Genomic DNA, 22,199 nt, shown 5'->3' with positions numbered 1-22,199 from the left:
CCCGGCGCGAGCTGCAGGAGCGGCTGCGCCAGCGCCGCGGCGGCAGCGCCCAGGCCGCACCGGCCTCGACCCCGCCGACGGCGGGCCCGGCGCCGGCCGACGGCGACTCCGTGGACGACGGCGCGCAGGCCACCCAGGAGGCGGCTCCGGCGCCGCAGCAGGACACGCCGCCGCAGCGCGTGCGCATCGACCAGGAAGGCCGGCGCAGCCGCAACCGGCGTCGGCGCGGCAAGGGCAAGGGCGCCGGCCCCGCCCAGGGCGGCCCGGGCCAGGCCACTGCGCCGACGCGACCGAACCCGCCGCAGGGCGGCCGCAAGCCCGCCGCCCCGCCGCCGGCGCGCCAGCCCGACCCGCTGCGCACCGGCATCGACGCGCTCAGCGGCCGGCGCGACAAGAACAAGAACCGCCCCAAGGGCGGCGGCGGCATCGACCCGCTGCGCACCAGCTTCGGCCGCATCCGCTAAAGTGACGCCATGCGTATCCTGCACACCATGCTGCGGGTGGGTGACCTGCAGCGCTCGATCGACTTCTACACCCGCGTGCTCGGCATGCAGCTGCTGCGCACGTCCGAGAACCCCGAGTACAAGTACACGCTGGCCTTCCTCGGCTACGACGGCGGCAACCCGGGTCAGGCCGAGATCGAGCTGACCTACAACTGGGGCGTGGACAAGTACGAGATGGGCACCGCCTACGGCCACATCGCCATCGGCGTGCCCGACGTCTACGCAGCCTGCGAGCGCATCCGCGCCGCCGGCGGCACGATCACGCGCGAACCCGGCCCGGTCAAGGGCGGCACGACCGTGATCGCCTTCGTCACCGACCCCGACGGCTACAAGATCGAGCTGATCCAGCGCGACTTCGACGCCGCCGGGGCGGGGTTGCGCTGACGGCGGTTGCCAATGCGGGGAAACGGCCAGGCCGAACGGTCAGGCCGCTTCCAGCCAACCTCAGCCGACGAGCGCAAACGCCAACTCGCGCGGGTTGTCGGTGCGCGTGCTGACATCCAGCATTTCGATGCCCAGCACGCGCCCCTCGGCGTCGAGATCGAAAATGACGCCGGGGCGAACTTCGTCGCTGTCAGCCACTTCGCCCTCGCGCAGGCGGATGTACAAGGCGTCGGCCTGCGGATCGAACTCCACCTTCATGTTGGGGCTCCGTACTTGGCAATCTTGCTGGTGGCCAGCACCGTGACCACGGTGAGCACCGTTCTATCATCGTCGGCGATCACGCGCAACAGGAGCCGGCGATCCCCCCTGGACACCCATCCCTGGAACTCGAGGCGCCCGTCGGCCAGAACCAACGTCCGTGCAGGCCGCGCGATCGTGTCAAGAACCGCATGCTCGGCGATGGCCCGCTCCCGCATCCGCGCCCGGGCGTGGTCGGTGAAGCGAACGTCCCGCACTGCCGACATCGCCACACGCGGATCCGGCCGGTGCGTTCAAAGCCGCTCGGCGCCGCCGAGGTACGGCCGCAGCGCCTGCGGCACCGTGATGGTGCCGTCGGCGTTCTGGTAGTTCTCCAGCACCGCCACCAGAGCGCGCCCCACCGCCAGGCCCGAGCCGTTGAGCGTGTGCACCAGCTCCGGCTTGCCCTGCGCGTTGCGGAAACGCGCCTGCAGGCGACGGGCCTGGAAGTCGCCGCAGTTGCTCACCGAGCTGATCTCGCGGTAGGTGCCCTGCGCCGGCAGCCACACCTCCAGGTCGTGCGTGCGCGCCGCGCCAAACCCCATGTCGCCGGTGCACAGCAGCACCACGCGGTACGGCAACCCCAGCTTCTGCAGGATGGCTTCGGCGTGGCCGGTCATCTCCTCCAGCGCCGCGTGGCTGTGCTGCGGGTGCACGATCTGCACCATCTCGACCTTGTCGAACTGGTGCTGGCGGATCAGGCCGCGCGTGTCGCGCCCGGCCGCCCCGGCCTCGGAGCGGAAGCACGGCGTGTGCGCGGTCAGCTTGATCGGCAGATCGGCCTCGGCCAGGATGGTGTCGCGCACGAAGTTGGTCAGCGTCACCTCGCTGGTCGGGATCAGGTACAGCGCGGTCTCCTCGTCGCCGTGCGCGCCGCCCTTGCGCGCGGCGAACAGGTCGGCCTCGAACTTGGGCAGCTGGCCGGTGCCGCGCAGCGTCTCGGCGGTGACGATGTAGGGGGTGTAGCACTCGGTGTAGCCGTGCTCGCCGGTCTGCACGTCGAGCATGAATTGGGCCAGCGCCCGGTGCAGCCGCGCGATCGGACCGCGCAGCACCGCAAAGCGCGCGCCGCTGAGCTTGGCCGCGGTCTCGAAGTCCAGCCCCAGCCGCTCGCCCAGCGCCACGTGATCGCGCGGCGCAAACGGCAGCGGCGCCGGATCGGCGCCGTAGCCACCCTGCGGCGCCCAGCGGCGCAGTTCGACGTTGGCGCTCTCGTCCGGGCCGACCGGCACCTCAGGCTGCGGCAGGTTGGGCACCGCCAGCAGCAGCGCGTGCAGCTCGGCCTGGATCTGCTCCAGGCGCGCGGCGGCGGCCTCCAGCTCGCCCTTGAGGGCGGCGACTTCGGCCATCACGGCCTCGGCCTCGGCGTGCTGGCCCGCGCCCTTGAGCTGGCCGATGCGCTTGGACAGGCTGTTGCGGCGCGCCTGCAGCTCCTCGGTGCGCACCTGCAGATCCTTGCGTTCGCCCTCCAGCCGCTGGAAGGCGGCGACGTCGAGAAACGGTTGCGGGGATTGACGGGTTTGCAGCCGCGCGACCACGGCATCGAGGTCGCGACGCAGGAGGTGGATGTCGAGCATGGCCCGATTGTAGGGGCCGCCACCGACGCGCCGGCCTTCAGCCGCCGGCGTAGACGACCTCGGCGCGCCCTTCGTGCGCCAGCGCGCGCCACGCGGCCAGCGCCTCGTCGCTCGGATAGAAGCGCGCGCGCTCGTCCAGCTCCAGCTCCGCGCGCGCGGTGGGCAGCCAGCGCCAGATGCGCACCGCGAGTCCCCGGGTGAACTCGCCCTCCTCGGCCACCACGCGCTGCGGCGGGTGGGCCTGCACGATGGCGGCGATGTCGGGCACGTCCTCGCCCGCGTGCACCACGCGCAGGTGCTGGCCGAAGCGGCAGCGCGCCGCCGGCAGATCCCACAGCTGCTGCACGCGCAGGCGCAGGCCGCCGGAGAAGCGGTCGGGCTGCGCCGTGACCTGCGCGATGACGAGCTCGTCGTCCTTCAGCAGGGCGCGGTGCGCCTGGATCAGCGCCTCGTCGGCGCTGGCCTCCAGCACCGCGGTCTTGTCGTCGAGCGTGAAGATGGCGACCTTGCCGCGCTGGCCGTTGACGATGCGCAGCTCGCCGACGATGCCGGCGACGACGAAGGGATCGCGGCTGTCCTGCACGTCCGCCAGCCGCACCTTGGCGAAGCGACGCACCTCGGTCTCGACGGCGTCGAACAGGTGGCCGGAAAGGTAGAAGCCCAGCGCCGTCTTCTCGTGTGCCAGCCGCTCCTTGACGCTCCACGGCTCGGCGGGCGCCAGCGCCGGCTCCGCACCGCTGGCGTGCGGGCTGGCTTCGCCGAGCAGGTCGAACAGGCCGGCCTGCGCCGCATGCGCCTCCTGCGTGGCGGCCCACTCGAACGCCTGGTCGAGCGAGGCCAGCAGCGCGGCGCGGTTCGGCTCGACGGTGTCGAACGCGCCGGCCTTGATGAGCGCCTCGACGGTGCGCTTGTTGACCTTGCCGCGGTCGACGCGGACACAGAAGTCGTAGAGGCTGTCGAACGGTCCGGCCTTGGTGGCGCGCACGCCGGCGCCACGCCCGGCGCGGGCGGCGACGATGGCCTCGATGGCCTGCTGGCCGGTGCCCTTGACCGCGCCCAGGCCGTAGCGGATGCGGCGGTCGTCGATCGGCTCGAAACGGTAGGTGCCGGTGTTGACGTCCGGCGGTTCGAAGGTGAGGCCGAACGTGCGCGCATCGTCGACGAGCACCTTGAGCTTGTCGGTGTCGTCGATCTCGATGGTCATGTTGGCGCAGAAGAACTCGGCCGTGTAGTGGACCTTCAGCCACGCCGTGTGGTAGGCCAGCAGCGAGTAGGCCGCGGCGTGCGACTTGTTGAAGCCATAGCCGGCGAACTTCTCCATCAGGTCGAAGATCTCGTCGGCCTTGGCCTGGTCGATGCCGTTCCTGGCCGCGCCCTCGCGGAAGATGGCGCGGTGCTTGGCCATCTCCTCGGGCTTTTTCTTGCCCATGGCGCGGCGCAGCAGGTCGGCGCCGCCGAGCGTGTAGCCGCCCAGCACCTGCGCCACCTGCATCACCTGCTCCTGGTAGACCATGATGCCGTAGGTCTCGGCCAGCACCGGTTCCACCAGCGGGTGCGGGTACTCCACCGGCTCGCGGCCGTGCTTGCGCGCGATGAAGCTCGGGATCAGGTCCATCGGCCCGGGGCGGTACAGCGCGTTGAGCGCGATCAGGTCCTCCAGCCGCGTGGGCCTGGCGTCGCGCAGCATCGCCTGCATGCCGCGCGATTCGAACTGGAACACCGCCTCGGTGCGCCCCTGCTGGAACAACTCGAAGGTGGCGGCGTCGTCGAGCGGGATGCGCTCGAACGCGAAGTCGCGCTGGTCCGGGTGGCGCGCGACGATGAACTCCTTGGCCAGCTCCAGGATCGTCAGCGTCGCCAGGCCCAGGAAGTCGAACTTGACCAGACCGACCGCCTCGACGTCGTCCTTGTCGTATTGACTCACGGCGGCGTCGCTGCCGGGCTGCTGGTAGAGCGGACAGAAGTCGGTCAGCTTGCCGGGCGCGATCAGCACGCCGCCGGCGTGCATGCCGACGTTGCGCGTCAGGCCCTCGAGCTTCTGCGCCAGCTCGATGAGCTGGCGCACCTCCTCCTCCTTCTGCACGCGCTCCGCGAGCAGCGGCTCCAGCTCCAGCGCGTAATGGTTCTTGTCACCCTCCGGCTTGGGGTTCGGCGGATACTGCAGCGTGACGCTCAGGCCCGGCTTGTTCGGCACGAGCTTGGAGATGCCGTCGCAAAAACCGTAGGCGAAGTCCAGCACGCGGCCGACGTCGCGGATCGCCGCGCGCGCCGCCATCGTGCCGAAGGTGGCGATCTGGCTGACCGCCTCGCGCCCATATTTGCCCTTGACGTACTCGATGACGCGGTCGCGGTTTTCCTGGCAGAAGTCGATGTCGAAGTCCGGCATCGACACCCGCTCGGGGTTGAGGAAGCGCTCGAACAGCAGGTTGTAGCGCAGCGGGTCGAGGTCGGTGATCTTGAGCGCATACGCCACCAGCGACCCGGCCCCGGAGCCGCGCCCCGGCCCGACCGGGCAGCCGTGCGTCTTGGCCCACTGGATGAAGTCCGACACGATCAGGAAGTAGCCCGGGAACCCCATCTTGACGATGGTGTCGAGCTCGAAGTCCAGCCGCTGCAGGTAGCGCGGGCGCTGGCGGTCGCGCTCGGCCTCGTCCGGGTAGAGCTGCGCCAGGCGCTCCTCCAGCCCCTGGCGCGCGACGTGGCGGAAGTAGGCCTCGGTGTCGAGCTGGCGCCCGTCCACCGGCGGAATCGGAAAGTCCGGCAGGCGCGGCTTGCCCAGCGTCAGCGTCAGGCTGCAGCGCTGCGCGATGGCCACTGCGTTGGCCAACGCGGCGGGCACATCGGCAAACAGCGCCTGCATCTCGGCGGCGGATTTGAAATACTGCTCGCGCGTGAAGCGGCGCACCCGGCGCGGGTTGGCCAGGATCTCGCCTTCGGCGATGCAGACGCGCGCCTCGTGGGCGTCGAAGTCCTCCGGCGCCAGGAACTGGATCGGGTGCGTGGCCACCACCGGCAGCCCCAGGCGCGCCGCCAGCGGCACGGCCGCCTGCACGTGGCGCTCGTCGTCCGCCCGGCCGGCGCGCTGCAGCTCGAGATAGAAGCGGCGCGGGAAGGCCTGCGCCAGCAGCCGCGCCAGCGCCTCGGCGCGCGCCTCGTCGCCGGCCAGCAGCGCCTGTCCCACCGGCCCGGCGGCCGCGCCGCACAGCAGGATCAGGCCCTCGTGCAGCTCCTGCAGCCACGCCCACTGCAGCAGCGCCTGCTCGCGCACCACGCCGCGCGTCCACGCGCGCGCCAACAGCTCGCACAGGTTGAGGTAGCCACGGTGGTTCTGCACCAGCAGCAGCACGCGCGGCACCGGCGCGGGCGCACCGCCGGGCGCCGTCGTCGGCACGCCCGGCAGGCCGGCCAGCCACACCTCGGCGCCGAGGATCGGCTTGACGCCGGCGGCGCGCGCGGCCTTGTAGAACTTGATGGCGCCGAACAGGTTGGCCAGGTCGGTGATGGCCAGCGCCGGCTGACCGTCGGCCGCCGCGCGGGCCACCGCGTCGTCGACCCGCGTGGTGCCGTCGACGATCGAGAACTCGGTGTGCAGGCGCAGGTGGACGAACATGCGCCCGCATTGTAGGGGCCGCCCCCAGCCGGGGGCGGGGGCGGCGCCGGTGTCAGCGCGCCCAGCGCGCCGCCACCTCGGCGATGCGCTGCCCGAAGCGGCGCGCCGTCTCCAGGTCGCCGGGCAGCATTTCGGCCGGGCTGGCATCCGACGGCGTGCTGGCCATCGCGCCGGCAGAGGAGCCGACGTAGTTCACGTCGTTGCGCTGCGCGGCCTTGGTGTTGGACGGCATCATGCCGGTGCCGACCCACACGCCGCCGTGCTGCATCGCCAGCGTGAACAGGTAGTGCAGCGTCGAGAGCTTGTCGCCGTTCATCGTGGCGCTGTTGGTGAAGCCCGCGAACAGCTTGTCCTTCCAGGCCTGCGCGAACCAGCGCTTGCTGGAGGCGTCGGCAAACTTCTTGAACTGCCAGCTGACGCTGCCCATGTAGGTCGGGCTGCCCATGACGATGGCGTCGGCCGCATCCAGCAGCTCCCAGCCGCCGTCGGGCAGGTTGCCGTCGGCGTCGATGGCCAGCAGCTGCGCGCCGGCGCCTTCGGCCACCGCCTGCGCCATGCGCTGGGTGTGACCGTAACCCGAGTGGTAAACGACGACGATGTTGGGCATGGTGGAACTCCTCGTTTCGGTTGGGAGGGAACGGCGCCGCATCAGGGCGCCAGGTCGAACAACAGCACTTCGGCCTGCTGCCCGCCGGTGAGCTCGACGGCGGCCTCGTCGCGCAGCAAGACGGCATCGCCGGCCTCCAGCGGCGTGCCGTTGACGCGCAGCCGCCCGCGCGCGACGTGGAGGTAGCCCAGCCGCGCCGGCGCCAGTGCGTGCACGAGCCGCTGCGCGCCGTCCAGGCGGCCGACCCGCAGCGTCGCATCCGCCTGCCAGCGCAGCGGCGACCATCCCGCCACGGCGGCGGGCGTGCCCCCCTCGGCGGGCGCGACCACCGGCAGCAGACGGCCATCCAGCAGGGCGGCATCGACCGCGCGCTGCTCGTAGGCCGGCTCGAGGTCGTGCTGGCGCGGCAGCACCCAGATCTGCAGCAGGTGCACCGGCTCGGCACCCTCGTTGACCTCGCTGTGCCGCACCCCGCGGCCGGCGCTCATGCGCTGCACCTCGCCGGGGCGGATCGTGGCGGCATGGCCCAGGCTGTCGCGGTGCGTCAGCGCGCCCCGCAGCACCCAGGTGACGATCTCCATGTCGCGGTGCCCGTGCATGCCGAAGCCGGTGCCCGGCGCGACGATGTCCTCGTTGAGGACGCGCAGGTTGCCCCAGCCCATGTGGCGCGGGTCGAAGTAGTCGGCAAACGAAAAGGCGTGCCACGTGCGCAGCCAGCCGTGGTCGGCATGGCCGCGTGCGCGGGCGGGACGCAGGGTCATCATCGGCTCGCTCCGGTATCGGATCGGATGATCCGCACTGTAGACGCCCGGATGCGATTCGTGGTGCAATGCTGGACAGCCCCGCATTCAAATCAATTGAACGGCAATGCCCCCATCCCCTCGCCCAACGGGCGCCGCGGCGCTCGGTCCGTCCGAACTGGAGGTGCTGGCCACGATCGCCCGTTGCGGCAGTCTGGCCGCGGCCGCGCGCGCGCTCGGCCTGGTGCCCAGCGCCCTGACCTACCGCCTGCGCCGCATCGAGGAGGCACTGGACGTGCTGCTGTTCGACCGCCGCGGCGGGCGCGCGCGGCCCACGCCCGCCTGCGGCGAGCTGCTGCGCGGTGGGCAGGAGCTGCTGCGGGAATGGGAGGCGTTGGCGCAGCGCGTGCGCCGCATCGCCACCGGCTGGGAGGCCGAGCTCACCGTCGCCGCCGATGCCGTGATCTGCCCGCGCACGCTGCTGGAGCTGTGCGAGGCTTTCTACGCCACCGCGGCGCCGACACGGCTGCGGCTGCGCGGCGAGACGCTGTCGGGCACGCTGGAGGCGCTGCAGGCCGGCCACGCCGACCTGGCGCTGGGCGTGCTGCTGGAGCAGACCGGCGGCGGCGACGTCGTGATGGAAGCCATGGGCGAGGTGGCCTTCCTGTTCGTCGTCGCCCCCCACCACCCGCTGGCGCGTGCGCCGCAGCCGCTGACGCCGGCGCAGATCCGCGCGCACCGCATCGTCGCGGTGGCCGACAGCGGGCGGCGCGGCGGCTTGAGCGTCGGCATCCAGCCGGGGCAGGACGTGCTGACGGTGCCGACACTGGCGCTGAAGTTGGCCGCGCAACTGCGCGGGCTGGGCTGCGGCTGGCTGCCGCAGCCGCTGGTGCAGCCGTATCTGGACGCCGGGCACCTGGTGGCGTGCCGCACGACGCTGCCGCCGCGCGTCAGCCGCGTCGGCTACGCCTGGCGGCAAGCCGGCGGCCGCGGCGCGGCCCCGCCGGGGCAGGCGCTGGCCTGGTGGCTGCAGCGGCTGCAGGACCCGCAGACGCGCGCGGCGCTGCTGATGCACCGGCCGGCCATCGGCGCGCCTCTGGTAGATTGACGCCCATGCCGCGCCCGAGCTCGCCGCCTCCGCACCTGCCGCGCCCGCAGCGGCGCCAGCCGCGCCTGGCCGAGGCGCCCCGGCCCCCCGCGGCGTTCGCACGCGTGGCGGTGATCGGCGCCGGCATGGCGGGCCTGACGGCCGCGCGCACGCTGGCGCAGGCGGGGTTGGAGGTGACGTTGCTGGACAAGAGCCGCGGCCCCGGCGGGCGCATGGCCACACGCCGCACCGAGGCCGGCAGCTTCGACCACGGCGCGCAGTTCTTCACCGTGCGCGACGCGCGCTTCGAGCGCGCGCTGCAGGCCACCCAGGCGCCGGTGGCGCCATGGCGCGCCACCTTCGTGCGCGTGCTCAGCGACGACGGCCGCCAGATCGGCGCGCTGCCGCCGGATGGCGAGACGCGCTGGCTGCCGGTGCCGGGCATGAACGCGCTGCCCAAGGCCTGGGCGGCGCAGTGGCTGGCCGACCACCCCGGCGCCCGGGCGTGGTGGAACGCGCCGGTGCAAGCGCTGCGGCGTGAACGGGACGGCTGGCACCTGCTGTTCGCCGACGGTGCAGACACCCCGACCGGCCCGCTCGGCCCGTTCGACGCCGTGCTGCTGGCGTTGCCGCACCCGCAGGCGCTGGCGCTGCTGGCCACCAGCGCCCTGGCGGCCGACTGGCAGGCGCGTCTGCGCGAGGAGGTGTCGGTGGCGCCGTGCTGGACGCTGATGGCGGCCTGGCCGGCCGGCGCGACGCGGCTGGGGCCGACATGGGATGCCGCGCGCTGCCTGCACCCGCGCCTGGCGTGGGTGGCGCGCGAACCCTCCAAGCCGAAGCGCGGCGGCCCCGAGCGCTGGGTGGCGCAGGCCAGCCCGGCGTGGTCCGCCGAGCACCTGGAGGACGACGGCGACCGCATCGCCGGCAAGCTGCGGCGCGCGCTGGCCGACGTCACCGGCATCCGCGCCGAGCCGGCGCTGGCGGTGGCGCACCGCTGGCGCTACGCCCAGACGCAGCGGCCGCTGGGCGAGCCATTCCTGTGGGACGCTGCGGCGGGCCTGGGCCTGTGCGGCGACTGGTGCCTGGGTCACCGCGTCGAGCACGCCTTCGTCTCCGGGCTGGAGCTGGCGCTGGCGGTGGTCGCCGCACGCTGACCGCTCCGCGATGGTCCGCCCCGACGACCCGCCCGCCCCGGCCGGCCCGTGCTACCGCGGCCGCTTCGCGCCGTCGCCGACCGGCCTGCTGCACGCCGGCTCGCTGGTGGCGGCGCTGGCCAGCTGGCTGGATGCGCGCGCGCACGGCGGCCGCTGGCTGGTGCGCCTCGAGGACGTCGATGCGCCGCGCTGCGTGCCGGGCGCGGGCGAGGCGATCCTGGCGCAGCTGGCGGCCTGCGGGCTGCAGCCGGACGAGCCGGTCGAGTGGCAGTCGCGCCGCGGCGCGGCCTACGAGGCGGCGCTGCAGCGGCTGGTGGCGCGCGGCTGGGCGTACCCGTGCGCCTGCACGCGCCAGGCCATCGAGGCCGCCTGGGCCGCGCGCGGCGTGCCGCGCCAGCGCCATGCCGCGCTGCCCTACCCCGGCACCTGCCGGCCGGAACGCGGCGGCCTGCGTGGACAGGCCCCGCGCGCCTGGCGGCTGCATGTCGGGCGCGTCATCGCCGATCTCGGCCTGCCGGTGCCGCTGGCGTGGCACGATCGGCGCCTCGGCGCGCAGGCGCAGGACGTCGAGGCCGCGGTGGGCGACTTCGTGCTCAAGCGCGCCGACGGGCTGTGGGCCTATCAGCTCGCCGTGGTGGTCGATGACGCGGCACAGGGCATCAGCGACGTCGTGCGCGGCGAGGACCTCGCCGACAACACGCCGCGCCAGATCGTGCTGCAACGGGCGCTGGGCGTGCCGACGCCGCGCTACCTGCACACGCCGCTGGTGCGCGGCGCCAACGGAGAGAAGCTCTCCAAGCAGAACGGCGCGCAGCCGCTGGACCTGCGCGATCCGCTGGCGGCGCTGGCCGCGGCCGCCGCGGTGCTGGGGCTGCCGCCGCCGGCCGGCGCGCTGCACGCGGCGCTGGCGGGGTGGACCGCGGCCTGGCGCACGCGCTGGGCGCCCGGCGCCGCGGCGGGGGATGGCGGCCGGTCCCTACAATCCGGGCCGTGACCGATACCCAACCCGTCTCCGACACGCCGGCCGCGCCGCCCGGCGTCGCCCATCCGAAGACCGTGCGCAGCTTCGTGCGCCGCGCCGGCCGCACCACCCGCGGCCAGGCGCGCGCGCTGGCCGAGCTCGGGCCGCGCTTCGTGCTGCCGTACGCCGCGCAGCCGCTCGATCCGGCCGCCGTGTTCGGCCGGCGCGCGCCGCTGATCCTGGAGATCGGCTTCGGCATGGGCGAGGCCACCGCCCAGATCGCCCGCAGCCGCCCCGAGGAGGACTTCCTCGGCTGCGAGGTGCACGAGCCCGGCGTCGGCGCGCTGCTCAAGCGCATCGAGGAGCTCGCGCTGACCAACGTGCGCATCGTGCAGCACGACGCGGTGGAAGTGTTGCAGCACATGATCGCGCCCGACCAGCTCGACGGGGTGCACATCTTCTTCCCCGACCCGTGGCACAAAAAGCGCCACCACAAGCGCCGCCTGATCCAGCCGCCGTTCGTCGCGCTGCTGACGAGCCGCCTCAAGCCCGGCGGCTACGTGCACTGCGCCACCGACTGGCAACCGTACGCCGAGCAGATGCTGGAGGTGCTGTCGGCCGAGCCGCGGCTGGCCAACGCCAGCTCCGACCCGGCGCTGGGCGGCTACGCGCCGCGGCCCGACTACCGCCCGCCGACCAAGTTCGAGCAGCGCGGCCTGCGGCTCGGCCACGGCGTGTGGGATCTGATCTTCCGCCGCCGCGATGGATGAGGCCGCGCTGTGGGCCGAGCTGCACGCGCTGGCGCAGCGCGCCGTCGGCCTGTCCGAGCCCAACCCGCGCGTGGCCTGCCGCCTGGTCCTGCCCGACGGACGCGCCTTTGACGGGCACACGCAGCAAGCCGGCGGGCCGCACGCCGAGGTCATGGCCCTGCGCGCCGCGCAGGCCGCCGGCGCCGACCCGCGCGGCGCCACCGCCTGGGTGACGCTGGAGCCGTGCAGCCACCACGGCCGCACGCCGCCGTGCTGCGACGCGCTGCTGGCCGCGGGCGTGGCGCGCGTGGTGGTGGCCGCCGTCGACCCCAACCCGCGCGTGGCCGGCCGCGGCGTCGAGCGGCTGCGCGCCGCCGGCGTGCGGGTGGACGTGCTCGGCCCCGACCACCCGGCGGCGCTGGCCACGCGCGAGCTCAACATCGGCTTCTGGAGCCGCATGGTGCGCGGCCGCCCGTGGGTGCGCATGAAGGTGGCGGCGTCGCTGGACGGCACCACGGCGCTGGCCAACGGCACGAGCCAGTGGATCACCGGCGCAGCCGCACGCGCCGACGGCCACGCCTGGCGGCGCCGCGCCGGCGCGCTGCTGACCGGCATCGGCACCGTGCGCGCCGACGATCCGCGGCTGGACGTGCGCCTGGTGCCCACCGCGCGCCAGCCGCTGCGCGTGGTGCTGGATTCGGCGCTGGAGATCGACCCGGCGGCGCGCATCCTGCAGCCGCCCGGGGCGGTGCTGCTCTACACCGCGCAGGACGAGGCCGCGCGCGAGGCGGCGCAGGCCCGGCGCCGGGCGCTGCAGGCGCTGGGCGTCACCCTCGTCGACTTGCCCGGCCCCCCGAAGGTGGCCGGCGGTCCCCCGAAGGTCGATCTGGCCGCGGTGCTGGCCGATCTGGCCGCGCGCGAGGTCAACGAGCTGCACGTCGAGGCCGGCGCCAAGCTCAACGCCTCGTGGTGGCGCGCCGGCCTGGTCGACGAGCTGCTGCTGTACCTGGCACCACGGCTGCTGGGCCCCGGCGAGCCGCTGGCGGCGCTGCCGCCGCTGGCGCGGCTGGAGGATGGCGTGGCGCTGCGCTTCGTCGACGCCACCCCGGTCGGCGACGACCTGCGGCTGCGCGCGCGCGTGCCGGGGCGCGAACCCTGGGCGACCTGATGGCCCGCCCGCCCCGTCCCCCTGCCATCCCGTTGCGCGATGGCGTCAGTCCCAGCTGCCTGGCGCTGCCGCGGCTGCGCCACTGCCCTTGGCCGACGCTGCTGGACTGCCTGGCCGAGCGCATGCCGCACGTGCCGCGCGAGGTCTGGCGCGCGCGCCTGCGCCGCGGCGAAGTGCTGGACCAAGAGGGGCAGCCGCTGGACGAGCACAGCCCCTACCTGCACGGCCAGCGCATCCACTACTGGCGGGACGTGCCCGATGAGGCGCCGGTTCCGTTCGAAGCCCCGATCGTCTTCCGCGACGACCACCTGCTGGTGATCGACAAGCCGCACTTCGTGCCCGTCACGCCGGGCGGGCGCTACGTGCGCCAGTCGCTGCTGGTGCGGCTGAAGGCGGCGCTGGGCCTGCCCGAACTCAGCCCGCTGCATCGCATCGACCGCGACACCGCCGGGCTGGTGCTGTTCAGCGTGCGCGCCAGCGAACGGGACGCCTACCAGCGACTGTTCCGCGAGCGTCGCATCGACAAGGAATACGAGGCGATCGCGCCGTGGCGCGGCGACCTGCCGTGGCCGCAGCGGCGCCTCAGCCACCTGCGCGAGGACGAGGCCGCCTTCTTCCGCATGCGCGAGGCCACCGCCGAGGAGGGACTGCCGCCCAACAGCGAGACCTGGATCGAGCCGATCGAGCGGCTCGGCCCGGACGGCCGCTGGGCGCGCTGGCGGCTGCGGCCACTCACCGGCAAGCGCCACCAGCTGCGCGTGCACATGGCGGCGCTGGGCCTGCCCATCCTGGGCGACCCGTTCTATCCCACGGTGCGCCGCGGACCCGACGACCCGGACGACCACGCCGAACCGCTGCGCCTGCTGGCGCGCGCCATCGCGTTCGACGACCCGCTGACCGGCCAGCGGCGCCGCTTCGAGAGCCGACGCGCGCTGGCCCCGCCGCCTCACTGCCCCTGACCAAGCGCGTAGCCGCGCTCGCCGTCGAAGGTGCAGAGGTTTTCGGTCTTGATGACGTCGATGCCGCGCGCCACCAGCGCCTGCAGCAGCGCCAGGATGTCGGCGTGCGTGATCGGGCTGCCGTCCGGGCCGACGAAGCGGCAGCGCCAGTGGTCGGTGCAGAAGGTCTCCGGAAAGCCGCCGGGCCAGACCTTGACGCCGCGGTTGGTGATCATCTGAAGGTGGAGCGGCGGCACCGTCAGCGCGACCAGCTGGCCAGCCAGAAAATCGGCACTGACGCCGGCGGCGTGCACGAACACGTCCACCCCCACCAACGCCTTGGCCGCGCGCGGCCGCGCCTGCGGCGCGCGCGGCAGCGGAGCGCGCGGCGCGGCGGCCGGCGCGTCGCCGTAGCTCACCGGGGCGAGCTTCTCGGGCCGCTGGCCGAGCCGCTCGATCACCGCGTCGGCGAAGTCCATGCTGCCGAACGGCCGGCCGATCGACAACGTGCCGTGCAGCTCGGCGGTGTGCACGCCGTCCTCGATCGTGCGCAGCCAGGCGTTGTGGATCGTCTCGGCCACCGCCGGCTGGCCGATGTGCACCAGCATCAGCACCGCGGCCAGCAGCAGGCCGGACGGATTGGCGATGCCCTTGCCGGCGATGTCCGGGGCGCTGCCGTGGATGGCTTCGAACATCGCCACGTGGTCGCCGATGTTGGCGCTGGGCGCCAGCCCCACCGAGCCGGTCAGCTCCGCGGCAATGTCGGACAGGATGTCACCGTAGAGGTTGGGGGTGACGATGACGTCGAAGCGCTCCGGCCGCGTGGCCAGCCGCGCCGCGCCGATGTCGATGATCAGGTGCTCGGTCTCGATCTCGGGGTAGTCGGACGCGATCTCGTCGAAGACGCGATGGAACAGCCCATCGGTCATCTTCATGATGTTGTCCTTGGTCATGCAGGTCACCTTGCGGCGGCCGTGGCGGCGCGCGTACTCGAAGGCGTAGCGCACGATCTTCTCGCAGCCCGGGCGGGTGATGAGCTTGAGGCATTGGAACACCTCGTCGGTCTGGCGGTGCTCGATGCCGGCGTAGAGGTCTTCTTCGTTCTCGCGCACGATGACCAGGTTCATCTTCGGGTGCAGCGTGCGCACGAACGGCGCGTAGCTCACGCACGGGCGCACGTTGGCGTACAGGCCCAGCGTCTTGCGGATGGTGACGTTGAGGCTCTTGTAGCCGCCGCCCTGCGGCGTGGTGATCGGGCCTTTGAGGAAGACGCGGGTGCGGCGCAGGCTGTCCCAGGCCTGCGGCGCGATGCCAGAGCTGTGGCCGGCCAGGTACTGCTGCTCGCCAATCTCGATGAATTCGGGCGCGATGCGCGCGCCGGCGGCCTGCAGCACGCGCAGCGTGGCGTCCATGATCTCGGGGCCGATGCCGTCGCCGCGCGCGACGGTGATGGGGACGAGTTCGCTCATCGTCGAAACCTTTTCCATGGCGTTGACAACCTCCTCAGTGTGCCCCATCATTGCATTGAATTCAAATCATGCATTTCTATTTTTTACATAGGATTTCATCAATGAAAACCATCCGCCCCCCGCGCGCCACCTTTCACCAGCTGCGCACGCTGGAGGCGGTGGTGCGGCTCGGCTCGATCACGCGCGCGGCGCAGGAGCTGCACCTGACGCAGCCGACCGTCTCGGCCCAGATCCACGAGCTGCAGCAGGCGCTGGACGCGGTGCTGGTGGAGCCGGCCGGCCGCGGCATCCGCCCGACCGAGGCGGCGCAGCTGCTGCGCGCGGCGGCGCTGGACATGTTCGCGCGCTGGCAGCGCTTCGAGGACGAGCTGCAGGCGCTGCACGGGCTGGAGCGCGGCGTGCTGCGCATCGCCGGCGTCACCACCACCGAGTACTTCATCGCCCAGTGGCTGCACCGCTACACCACCGAGCACCCGGGCATCGAGATCGAGCTGGCGGTGGACAACCGCGACGCCGTGGTGCGCCGCCTGCGCGAGGAGGCCATCGAGCTGGCGGTGATGATGATGCCGCCGGAGCAGCCGCCGCTGGAAGGCGTGCCGCTGATGGACAACCCGCTGGTGCTGATCGCGCCGGTCGATCACCCGTGGACGCGGCTGGCGCGCGTGCCGCGGCGGCTGCTGGACGGCGCGCCACTGCTGCTGCGCGAACCGGGCTCCGGCACGCGGCTGGCCACCGAGGAGTGGCTGCGCGCGCAGGGGCGCCAGCCGCAGATCCGCGCCACGCTCGGCAGCAACGAGGCCATCAAGCACGCGGTGGCCGCCGGGCTCGGGGTGGCATTCCTGTCGCGCCACGCGCTGGCCGACGACCCGGCGCGCGACGGCGTGGCCATCGTGCCGATGGCCGGCACGCCGATCCAGCGGCGCTGGATGCTGGTGTGGCGGCGCGACCGCCGCCTGTCGCTGGCGGCGCGACGCTTCGTCGAGCACATGCGCGCGCAGCCGCCGCAGTCGCCCGCGACGACGCCGGCTTCACCCGCCCCGGCGCCGCCCGGGGACACCGGTCAGGCCGTCTGAGCGAGGCCGAGGCGCGCCTGCACCCAGCCTGCCACGCCATCCAGCGCCGCCGGCAGCGCGGCGGCGTCGCTGCCGCCGGCCATCGCCAGATCGGGCTTGCCGCCGCCCTTGCCGCCGACCCGCGCCGCCAGCGCCCCGACCAGCTCGCCGGCCTTGAGGCCCCGCGCCACCAGATCCGGCGTCACGCCGGCGCACAGCTGCACCTTGCCGCCCTCGACGCTGGCCAGCACCACCACCCCGCGGCCCAGCTTGGTTTTCAAGCGATCGACCGCCTCGCGCAGCACTTTGGCGTCGGCCCCATCCAGCCGCGCCGCCAGCACGCGCACATCCCCCACCGCCACCGCCTGCGCGGCCAGCTCGTCGGCCTGCGCGCCGGCCAGCTTGCCCTTCAGCGCCTCGACGGTCTTCTCCAGCTCGCGCACGCGCTGCTGCGTCTGCTCGATGCGCGCCACCAGCTCCGGCACCGGCGCCTTCAGCGCCGCCGCGGCGGCGGCCACCTGCGCCTCCAGCTGCTGCAGGTAGGCCAGCGCCCGCTCGCCGGCCACGGCCTCGACGCGGCGGATGCCGGCGGCCACGCCGCTTTCGGCGACGATCTTGAACAGCCCGATGTCGCCGGTGCGCGCCACGTGCGTGCCGCCGCACAGCTCGCGGCTGGAGCCGATGTCCAGCACCCGCACCGTCTCGCCGTACTTCTCGCCGAACAGCATCATCGCGCCCAGCGCCTTGGCCTGCTCCAGCGGCATCACGCGCGCCTGCGTGGCGGCGTTGGCCAGGATCTCGGCGTTGACGCGCGCCTCGATGGCGGCGATCTCCTGCGGCGTCAGCGGCGCGTGGTGCGAGAAGTCGAAGCGCGTGCGCTCATGGTCGACCAGCGAGCCTTTCTGCTGCACGTGCTCGCCCAGCACCTCGCGCAGCGCCTTGTGCAGCAGGTGGGTGGCGGAGTGGTGGCGCATCGTGGCGGCGCGGCGCTGCCCGTCGACCTGCGCGGTGACGTGGTCGCCCACGGCGATGACGCCCTGCGCCACCACGCCGTGATGGCCGTGCACGCCGGCCTTGATTTTCTGCGTGTCGTGCACCTCGAAGCGCATCGAGCCGCTTTCCAGCACGCCGCGGTCGCCCACCTGGCCGCCGCTTTCGGCATAGAAAGGCGTTTCGTCCAGCACCACGATGCCGCGCTGGCCGGCCTTGAGCTCAGCGACCGGCGTGCCCTCGTGGTAGAGCGCCACCACCTTGCCTTGCGCACGCAGGTGCTCGTAGCCGACGAAGCGGTTGTCCGGGCCGGCGTAGTCGAGCACCCGCTCCATGCGGAACTTGCCCGCCGCGCGCGCCTGCTCCTTCTGGCACTGCATCGCGGCTTCGAAGCCCTCGAGATCGACCGCCACGCCGCGCTCGCGGCAGACGTCCTGCGTCAGGTCGAGCGGAAAGCCGTAGGTGTCGTGCAGCTTGAAGGCGACCTCGCCCTCGAGCACCCCCTGGCCGCCGGCCAGCGCCGCGTCCAGGATCGCCATGCCGTTCTCCAGCGTCTCGTAAAAGCGCTCCTCCTCGGCGCGCAGCACCTCCATGATGCGCGGCTGCTGCGCCGCCAGGTTGGGGTACGCCTCGCCCATCTGCGCCACCAGGTCCGGCACCAGCCGGTGGAAGAACGGCGCCTTGCACCCGAGCTTGTAGCCGTGGCGGATGGCGCGGCGGATGATGCGTCGCTGCACGTAGCCGCGCCCCTCGTTGCCGGGGATGACGCCATCGGCCACCAGGAAGGCGGTGGCGCGGATGTGGTCGGCGATGACGCGCAGGCTGGGGCTCGTGAGGTCGGTGGCGCCGGTCTCGCGCGCCGCGGCGGCGATCAACGCGCGGAAGAGATCGATCTCGTAGTTGCTGTGCACGCCCTGCAGGATCGCGGCGATGCGCTCCAGCCCCATGCCGGTGTCCACGCACGGCGCCGGCAGCGGCCGCACCGAGCCGTCCGGCTGCATGTCGAACTGCATGAACACGTTGTTCCAGATCTCGATGTAGCGGTCGCCGTCGGCCTCCGCGCTGCCGGGCGGGCCGCCGGCCACCTCGGGGCCGTGGTCGTAGAAGATCTCCGAGCACGGGCCGCACGGGCCGGTGTCGGCCATCATCCAGAAGTTGTCGCTCTGGTACTTGCCGCCCTTGTTGTCGCCGATGCGCACGACGCGCTCGGGCGGCAGGCCGATCTCCTTGGTCCAGATGTCGTAGGACTCGTCGTCCTCGTGGTAGACGGTGGCCCAGAGACGCTCGGGCGGCAGCCGGAACACCTCGGTCAGCAGCTCCCACGACCACTTCAGGCTTTCGCGCTTGAAGTAGTCGCCGAACGACCAGTTGCCCAGCATCTCGAAGAAGGTGTGGTGGCGCGCGGTGTAGCCGACGTTTTCCAGGTCGTTGTGCTTGCCGCCGGCGCGCAGGCAGGCCTGCACCGAGGCCGCCCGCACGTAGGGGCGCTTGTCGGTGCCGAGGAACACGTCCTTGAACTGCACCATCCCGGAGTTGGTGAACATCAGCGTCGGGTCGTTGCCCGGAATCAGCGGGCTGGACGGCACCACCGTGTGCCCGCGCCGGGCAAAGAAGTCCAGGAACGTGCGCCGGATGTCGGCGACGGAAAGGAACGGTCGGTCGGCGGCTTGGCTCATGTCGGTCGGGAAGCGTGGAGCAAACCATTCATTCTACGAGGCCCAGCCCGCGGCGAGGGCCCGGGTCAGATCCGCCGCGGGCTGCGGGCGGCACAGCGGCGCCGCCTGCCCCGCCCACAGCGGCGTCCAGTCGTCGCGCCCGGCCGCCTCGGCCTGTGCGCGCAGCGGTGCCAGCCCATGAGCGGCGAGCGGGAAGGCCGGCGCATCGGCGCACCAGCCCACCGCGCCGTCGGCGAGCGCGCGCATCGCGCGGTTGACGATGCCGCGCGCCGGCCGGCCGGTGAAGACGTTGGTCAGCGCCGTCTGCGCCGCGCCCGGCCCCTGCAGCGCGGCGCGGTGCAGGGGATGGGGCGAGGCCTCCGGGCACAGCAGGTAGGCGGTGCCGACCTGCACCGCGGCCGCGCCCAGCGCCCGCGCCGCCGCCACCCCGGCAGCGTCTGCGATCCCGCCCGCGGCGATGACCGGCACCCGCACGGCCCGCACCACCTGTGGCAGCAGCGCCAGCGTCCCCAGCTGCGTTGACAGGTCGTCGGTCAGGAACATGCCGCGGTGGCCACCCGCCTCCAGCCCCTGGGCGATGATGGCGTCGGCACCGTGCGTCTCCAGCCAGCGGGCCTCCTCCACCGTGGTGGCCGACGACAGCACCACCGCGCCCCACGACTTGACCCGGGCCAACAGATCCGGCGCCGGCAGGCCGAAGTGAAAGCTCACCACCGGCGGCCGGTAAGGGGCCACCAGCTCCGCCACCGCGGCGTCGAACGGCGCCCGCGCGGCCACCGCCGGGCCTGTGGGCGGGGTCAGCCCCGCGGCACGGTAGTGCGGTGCCAGCCGCGCCATCCACGCGGCCTCGCGCGCCGCATCGTGCCCGGGCGGCGCGTGGCAAAAGAAGTTCACCGCCCACGGCCCGCGCGCCCCGTCGCGCAGCCGCCGCAGTTCCGCGCGCAGTGCATCGGGCGACAGCGTCGCCGCCGGCAAGGAGCCCAAGCCCCCCGCCGCCGTGACCGCCAGCGCCAGGTCGCTGCCCTGCGAACCCGCCATCGGCGCCTGGATGATGGGCAGGCGCAGGCCCAGCCGGTCGAGCCAATCGTTCATGGCCCCATTGTGGGGCACGCGAAGGCGCCCAAGCGCGCACGGTCACCGGCCGCCGGGCCGCCCCGGCTGCGGTATGCTGCCCGGATGCACACACCGCGCAACGCCTTCAAGCAGGCCCTGGCCGCTGGACAGCCGCAGATCGGGCTGTGGCTGGGCCTGGCCGACCCCTACAGCGCCGAACTGCTGGCGGGCGTCGGGTACGACTGGCTGCTGATCGACGGCGAGCATGCCCCCAACGATCTGCGCCGTACGCTGGCGCAGCTTCAGGCCATCGCCAGCGGCAGCGCGGCCCTGCCCCCGGGGCGTGCCGCGCCCCACCCCGTGGTGCGCGTGCCGATCGGCACGGGTGACGTCGGCACCACCCTGATCAAACAGTATCTGGACATCGGCGCGCAGACGCTGCTGGTGCCCATGGTCGATACCCCGGAGCAAGCCGCCCAGGTCGTGCGGGCGGCCCTGTACCCGCCGCGGGGCGTGCGCGGCACGGGCAGCGCGCTGGCGCGGGCTTCGCGCTGGCAGGCCTACCCCGCCTATGTGCACGAGGCCAACGAGCAGATCTGCGTGCTGGTGCAGGCCGAGACGGCGCAGGCCCTGCACCACCTGGACGCGATCGCCGCCACCCCCGGCGTGGATGGCGTCTTCATCGGCCCGGCGGATCTGAGTGCGAGCATGGGTCACCCCGGCCAGCCGGACCATCCCGAGGTGCAGGCGGCCATCGCCCAAGGCATCGCCCGCATCCGTGCAGCGGGCAAGGCCGCCGGCATCATCGCCCCCCAGCCCGAAGCGGCACGGCGCTGGCTGCAGGCCGGCGCCTGCTTCGTTGCCGTGGGCGTGGACGCCCTGCTGCTCAAGGCGGCGGCCGTCGCGGCGCTGGCGCCATTTCGAACCTGAACGCGCACGCCGCCCACCATGCGACTGAACCTGATCCTCGCCCGCGCCGCCAACGGCGTCATCGGCTGCACCCGCGACGGCCACCCCGCCCTGCCGTGGCACCTGCCGGAGGATCTGGCGCACTTCCGCCGCCTCACGCAGGGCTGCCCGGTCATCATGGGGCGCACGACGTGGGCGTCGCTGCCGCCGCGCTTTCGCCCGCTGCCCGGGCGCGTCAACCTGGTGCTGACGCGCGACGCGGCGCGCGCGGCGGAGCTGGCCGCCGCCGGCGCGGTGCCGGTGGAAAGCCTCGAGGCGGCGCTGGCGCACTGCCGCGCGCTGCGCGGGCCGGACGGGCAGCCGCCTGCGGAGGTGTGGGTGATCGGCGGCGCGCAGGTCTATGCCCAAGCCGAGCCGCTGGCGCGCCGCGCCATCGTCACCGAGATCGCGCGCGCCTTCGACGGCGACGCCTTCGCCCCGGTGCTGGGGCCCGGCTGGCGCGAGACGGCGCGCGAGCCGCACGTCAGCGCCGACGGGCTGCCGTTTGCCTTCGTGACCTACGAGCGGGATTGAACGCCGGCCTGCGCCAGCCGCTGCAGCCAGCGCCGCAGCAAGACGCGATAGCCGGGCAGCGCGGAGAAGATGGCCTCGGCCAGCGCCTCGTCGTAGGTGTGCGCCGTCAGGTTGCGATGATCCACCATGGCCAGCGCCTGCCGCGCCTCCTCCTCGGTCAGCAGGCCGTTTTCGAAACAGGCCCGCACCACCGGCTTCGGCGAAGCCAGCTCGACACCGAAATGCTGCTGCAGCACGGCCTGCGCCGCCTTCCAGACCGCCTCGAAGGTGTATTCGAAACGCTGGATGGAGGCGTCCCGCAGGAGCGGCGAGAACGGCTCGGCGGCCAGCTCCTCCAGCGTCGCCAGGGCCCGGTCGGCGACCTCCAGCCGCCGCGTCAGCCGGTCCATGGGACGCCCTCGCGCTCGATCGCCTGCCGCAGCGCCGGGCCGGCACGCGCATGGTCCACCAAATCGATGCGGAACGGAACGCTGGAAGCTTCCAGCGCCTCGCGCAGGGCGGCCAGCTCATCCGCCGGCAACGGATTCCCCGCGCACAGGGCGAGGTCGATATCCGACTGCGGGCGCGCGTCCCCGCGCGCCCGCGAGCCGAACAGGCGCACTTGCGCCCCGTGGCGGCGCGCCACCGGCATCAGCAATCCGAGGATGACAGCCCGATCGCGCGGATCGAGACCGTCCCAGCCAACCTTGGCATTCATGCGGG

The 22,199-nt window shown here is 73.3% G+C and carries 21 protein-coding genes and 1 pseudogene; 11 read left to right on the top strand and 11 right to left on the bottom strand.

What is annotated here, in order from left to right; all coding sequences use genetic code 11:
- Positions 1 to 464, top strand: a pseudogene (locus Tsedi_RS08440) (hypothetical protein); the annotation flags it as partial.
- 9 nt (positions 465 to 473) lie between these two features.
- Entirely contained in the window at positions 474 to 887 is a 414-nt protein-coding gene (gene gloA, locus Tsedi_RS08435; RefSeq protein ID WP_143895597.1) for a lactoylglutathione lyase, read from the top strand.
- 60 nt (positions 888 to 947) lie between these two features.
- Here gloA and Tsedi_RS08430 read toward each other — a convergent pair whose 3' ends face one another.
- From Tsedi_RS08430 to Tsedi_RS08405, 6 genes are read right to left on the bottom strand one after another with little or no spacing between them, the layout of a single operon-like run.
- Complete coding sequence (locus Tsedi_RS08430; RefSeq protein ID WP_143895595.1) at positions 948 to 1,145, bottom strand: DUF2283 domain-containing protein; 198 nt, start codon at positions 1,143 to 1,145, stop codon at positions 948 to 950.
- The gene (locus Tsedi_RS08425; RefSeq protein WP_143895593.1) at positions 1,142 to 1,417 is read right to left on the bottom strand and encodes a DUF4258 domain-containing protein; all 276 of its coding nucleotides are present in this window, start codon (positions 1,415 to 1,417) and stop codon (positions 1,142 to 1,144) included. Before Tsedi_RS08425 ends, Tsedi_RS08430 begins: the two co-directional genes overlap by 4 nt.
- Before the next feature lie 21 nt (positions 1,418 to 1,438).
- Complete coding sequence (gene serS / locus Tsedi_RS08420) at positions 1,439 to 2,761, bottom strand: serine--tRNA ligase (RefSeq protein ID WP_143895591.1); 1,323 nt, start codon at positions 2,759 to 2,761, stop codon at positions 1,439 to 1,441.
- A 37-nt stretch (positions 2,762 to 2,798) separates the two neighbouring features.
- The gene (gene dnaE / locus Tsedi_RS08415; RefSeq protein WP_143895589.1) at positions 2,799 to 6,371 is read right to left on the bottom strand and encodes a DNA polymerase III subunit alpha; all 3,573 of its coding nucleotides are present in this window, start codon (positions 6,369 to 6,371) and stop codon (positions 2,799 to 2,801) included.
- A gap of 52 nt (positions 6,372 to 6,423) precedes the next feature.
- Positions 6,424 to 6,978 carry a flavodoxin family protein gene (locus tag Tsedi_RS08410; protein ID WP_143895587.1) on the bottom strand — a complete coding sequence of 185 codons (555 nt, stop codon included), beginning with the start codon at positions 6,976 to 6,978 and terminating at the stop codon, positions 6,424 to 6,426.
- Between the two features lie 41 nt (positions 6,979 to 7,019).
- Positions 7,020 to 7,742 carry a pirin family protein gene (locus Tsedi_RS08405; protein ID WP_143895585.1) on the bottom strand — a complete coding sequence of 241 codons (723 nt, stop codon included), beginning with the start codon at positions 7,740 to 7,742 and terminating at the stop codon, positions 7,020 to 7,022.
- A 103-nt stretch (positions 7,743 to 7,845) separates the two neighbouring features.
- On the opposite strand from Tsedi_RS08405, the gene Tsedi_RS08400 reads away from it, so the two are divergent.
- The 6 genes from Tsedi_RS08400 to Tsedi_RS08375 are packed head-to-tail and all read left to right on the top strand — an operon-like array spanning position 7,846 to position 13,796.
- Positions 7,846 to 8,826 carry a LysR family transcriptional regulator gene (locus Tsedi_RS08400; RefSeq protein ID WP_143895583.1) on the top strand — a complete coding sequence of 327 codons (981 nt, stop codon included), beginning with the start codon at positions 7,846 to 7,848 and terminating at the stop codon, positions 8,824 to 8,826.
- Positions 8,827 to 8,831: 5 nt separating this feature from the next.
- Positions 8,832 to 9,959, top strand: a complete 1,128-nt coding sequence (locus Tsedi_RS08395; protein ID WP_143895581.1) for an NAD(P)/FAD-dependent oxidoreductase — start codon at positions 8,832 to 8,834, stop codon at positions 9,957 to 9,959.
- Positions 9,960 to 9,969: 10 nt separating this feature from the next.
- A complete protein-coding gene (gluQRS, locus tag Tsedi_RS08390) occupies positions 9,970 to 10,953 on the top strand; it encodes a tRNA glutamyl-Q(34) synthetase GluQRS (RefSeq protein WP_143895579.1) in 984 nt (327 codons plus the stop codon).
- Complete coding sequence (trmB, locus tag Tsedi_RS08385; protein WP_425472752.1) at positions 10,941 to 11,690, top strand: tRNA (guanosine(46)-N7)-methyltransferase TrmB; 750 nt, start codon at positions 10,941 to 10,943, stop codon at positions 11,688 to 11,690. The genes gluQRS and trmB overlap by 13 nt, the downstream gene beginning before the upstream one ends.
- The gene (gene ribD, locus Tsedi_RS08380; RefSeq protein ID WP_143895577.1) at positions 11,683 to 12,837 is read left to right on the top strand and encodes a bifunctional diaminohydroxyphosphoribosylaminopyrimidine deaminase/5-amino-6-(5-phosphoribosylamino)uracil reductase RibD; all 1,155 of its coding nucleotides are present in this window, start codon (positions 11,683 to 11,685) and stop codon (positions 12,835 to 12,837) included. Before trmB ends, ribD begins: the two co-directional genes overlap by 8 nt.
- Complete coding sequence (locus tag Tsedi_RS08375; RefSeq protein ID WP_143895575.1) at positions 12,837 to 13,796, top strand: pseudouridine synthase; 960 nt, start codon at positions 12,837 to 12,839, stop codon at positions 13,794 to 13,796. Before ribD ends, Tsedi_RS08375 begins: the two co-directional genes overlap by 1 nt.
- Here Tsedi_RS08375 and Tsedi_RS08370 read toward each other — a convergent pair.
- The gene (locus Tsedi_RS08370) at positions 13,784 to 15,244 is read right to left on the bottom strand and encodes an NADP-dependent isocitrate dehydrogenase (RefSeq protein WP_143895573.1); all 1,461 of its coding nucleotides are present in this window, start codon (positions 15,242 to 15,244) and stop codon (positions 13,784 to 13,786) included. The two genes, Tsedi_RS08375 and Tsedi_RS08370, sit on opposite strands and share 13 nt — an antisense overlap.
- Before the next feature lie 101 nt (positions 15,245 to 15,345).
- Here Tsedi_RS08370 and Tsedi_RS08365 point away from each other — a divergent pair, with 101 nt between their 5' ends.
- On the top strand, positions 15,346 to 16,317 hold the full coding sequence (locus Tsedi_RS08365) for a LysR family transcriptional regulator (protein WP_185970615.1): 972 nt from the start codon (positions 15,346 to 15,348) through the stop codon (positions 16,315 to 16,317).
- Here the strand turns inward: Tsedi_RS08365 and alaS are convergent.
- Entirely contained in the window at positions 16,305 to 18,962 is a 2,658-nt protein-coding gene (alaS, locus tag Tsedi_RS08360) for an alanine--tRNA ligase (protein ID WP_143895569.1), read from the bottom strand. The two genes, Tsedi_RS08365 and alaS, sit on opposite strands and share 13 nt — an antisense overlap.
- 33 nt (positions 18,963 to 18,995) lie before the next feature.
- Positions 18,996 to 20,054, bottom strand: coding sequence for an NAD(P)H-dependent flavin oxidoreductase (locus tag Tsedi_RS08355; protein WP_143895567.1), 1,059 nt, complete (start codon positions 20,052 to 20,054; stop codon positions 18,996 to 18,998).
- Between the two features lie 84 nt (positions 20,055 to 20,138).
- On the opposite strand from Tsedi_RS08355, the gene Tsedi_RS08350 reads away from it, so the two are divergent.
- Positions 20,139 to 20,945: an aldolase/citrate lyase family protein gene (locus Tsedi_RS08350; RefSeq protein WP_143895565.1), complete on the top strand. Its 807-nt coding sequence runs from the start codon at positions 20,139 to 20,141 to the stop codon at positions 20,943 to 20,945.
- 18 nt (positions 20,946 to 20,963) lie between these two features.
- Positions 20,964 to 21,497, top strand: coding sequence for a dihydrofolate reductase (locus tag Tsedi_RS08345; RefSeq protein WP_143895563.1), 534 nt, complete (start codon positions 20,964 to 20,966; stop codon positions 21,495 to 21,497).
- Here the strand turns inward: Tsedi_RS08345 and Tsedi_RS08340 are convergent.
- Together Tsedi_RS08340 and Tsedi_RS08335 are read right to left on the bottom strand one after the other, a co-directional pair.
- Positions 21,482 to 21,886, bottom strand: a complete 405-nt coding sequence (locus Tsedi_RS08340; RefSeq protein WP_143895561.1) for an HI0074 family nucleotidyltransferase substrate-binding subunit — start codon at positions 21,884 to 21,886, stop codon at positions 21,482 to 21,484. The genes Tsedi_RS08345 and Tsedi_RS08340 overlap by 16 nt on opposite strands.
- Complete coding sequence (locus Tsedi_RS08335; protein WP_221934215.1) at positions 21,874 to 22,194, bottom strand: nucleotidyltransferase family protein; 321 nt, start codon at positions 22,192 to 22,194, stop codon at positions 21,874 to 21,876. Before Tsedi_RS08335 ends, Tsedi_RS08340 begins: the two co-directional genes overlap by 13 nt.
- Between the last annotated feature and the right edge of the window lie 5 nt (positions 22,195 to 22,199).

The sequence above is a fragment of the Tepidimonas sediminis genome (genome assembly GCF_007556605.1).
GTDB lineage: Bacteria > Pseudomonadota > Gammaproteobacteria > Burkholderiales > Burkholderiaceae_C > Tepidimonas > Tepidimonas sediminis.
The sequence above is the reverse complement of the archived record's forward strand: the minus strand, read 5'-3'. Positions and strand labels throughout refer to the sequence as shown.

Excerpts from the sequence above, each read along its gene's own strand:
- gloA (WP_143895597.1), top strand. The coding sequence starts at position 474 with ATGCGTATCCTGCACACCATGCTGCGGGTGGGTGACCTGCAGCGCTCG.
- Tsedi_RS08430 (WP_143895595.1), bottom strand. The coding sequence starts at position 1,145 with ATGAAGGTGGAGTTCGATCCGCAGGCCGACGCCTTGTACATCCGCCTG.
- serS (WP_143895591.1), bottom strand. The coding sequence starts at position 2,761 with ATGCTCGACATCCACCTCCTGCGTCGCGACCTCGATGCCGTGGTCGCG.
- dnaE (WP_143895589.1), bottom strand. The coding sequence starts at position 6,371 with ATGTTCGTCCACCTGCGCCTGCACACCGAGTTCTCGATCGTCGACGGC.
- Tsedi_RS08410 (WP_143895587.1), bottom strand. The coding sequence starts at position 6,978 with ATGCCCAACATCGTCGTCGTTTACCACTCGGGTTACGGTCACACCCAG.
- Tsedi_RS08405 (WP_143895585.1), bottom strand. The coding sequence starts at position 7,742 with ATGATGACCCTGCGTCCCGCCCGCGCACGCGGCCATGCCGACCACGGC.
- Tsedi_RS08400 (WP_143895583.1), top strand. The coding sequence starts at position 7,846 with ATGCCCCCATCCCCTCGCCCAACGGGCGCCGCGGCGCTCGGTCCGTCC.
- Tsedi_RS08395 (WP_143895581.1), top strand. The coding sequence starts at position 8,832 with ATGCCGCGCCCGAGCTCGCCGCCTCCGCACCTGCCGCGCCCGCAGCGG.
- gluQRS (WP_143895579.1), top strand. The coding sequence starts at position 9,970 with ATGGTCCGCCCCGACGACCCGCCCGCCCCGGCCGGCCCGTGCTACCGC.
- ribD (WP_143895577.1), top strand. The coding sequence starts at position 11,683 with ATGGATGAGGCCGCGCTGTGGGCCGAGCTGCACGCGCTGGCGCAGCGC.
- Tsedi_RS08375 (WP_143895575.1), top strand. The coding sequence starts at position 12,837 with ATGGCCCGCCCGCCCCGTCCCCCTGCCATCCCGTTGCGCGATGGCGTC.
- Tsedi_RS08370 (WP_143895573.1), bottom strand. The coding sequence starts at position 15,244 with ATGAGCGAACTCGTCCCCATCACCGTCGCGCGCGGCGACGGCATCGGC.
- Tsedi_RS08365 (WP_185970615.1), top strand. The coding sequence starts at position 15,346 with ATGAAAACCATCCGCCCCCCGCGCGCCACCTTTCACCAGCTGCGCACG.
- alaS (WP_143895569.1), bottom strand. The coding sequence starts at position 18,962 with ATGAGCCAAGCCGCCGACCGACCGTTCCTTTCCGTCGCCGACATCCGG.
- Tsedi_RS08355 (WP_143895567.1), bottom strand. The coding sequence starts at position 20,054 with ATGAACGATTGGCTCGACCGGCTGGGCCTGCGCCTGCCCATCATCCAG.
- Tsedi_RS08350 (WP_143895565.1), top strand. The coding sequence starts at position 20,139 with ATGCACACACCGCGCAACGCCTTCAAGCAGGCCCTGGCCGCTGGACAG.
- Tsedi_RS08345 (WP_143895563.1), top strand. The coding sequence starts at position 20,964 with ATGCGACTGAACCTGATCCTCGCCCGCGCCGCCAACGGCGTCATCGGC.
- Tsedi_RS08340 (WP_143895561.1), bottom strand. The coding sequence starts at position 21,886 with ATGGACCGGCTGACGCGGCGGCTGGAGGTCGCCGACCGGGCCCTGGCG.
- Tsedi_RS08335 (WP_221934215.1), bottom strand. The coding sequence starts at position 22,194 with ATGAATGCCAAGGTTGGCTGGGACGGTCTCGATCCGCGCGATCGGGCT.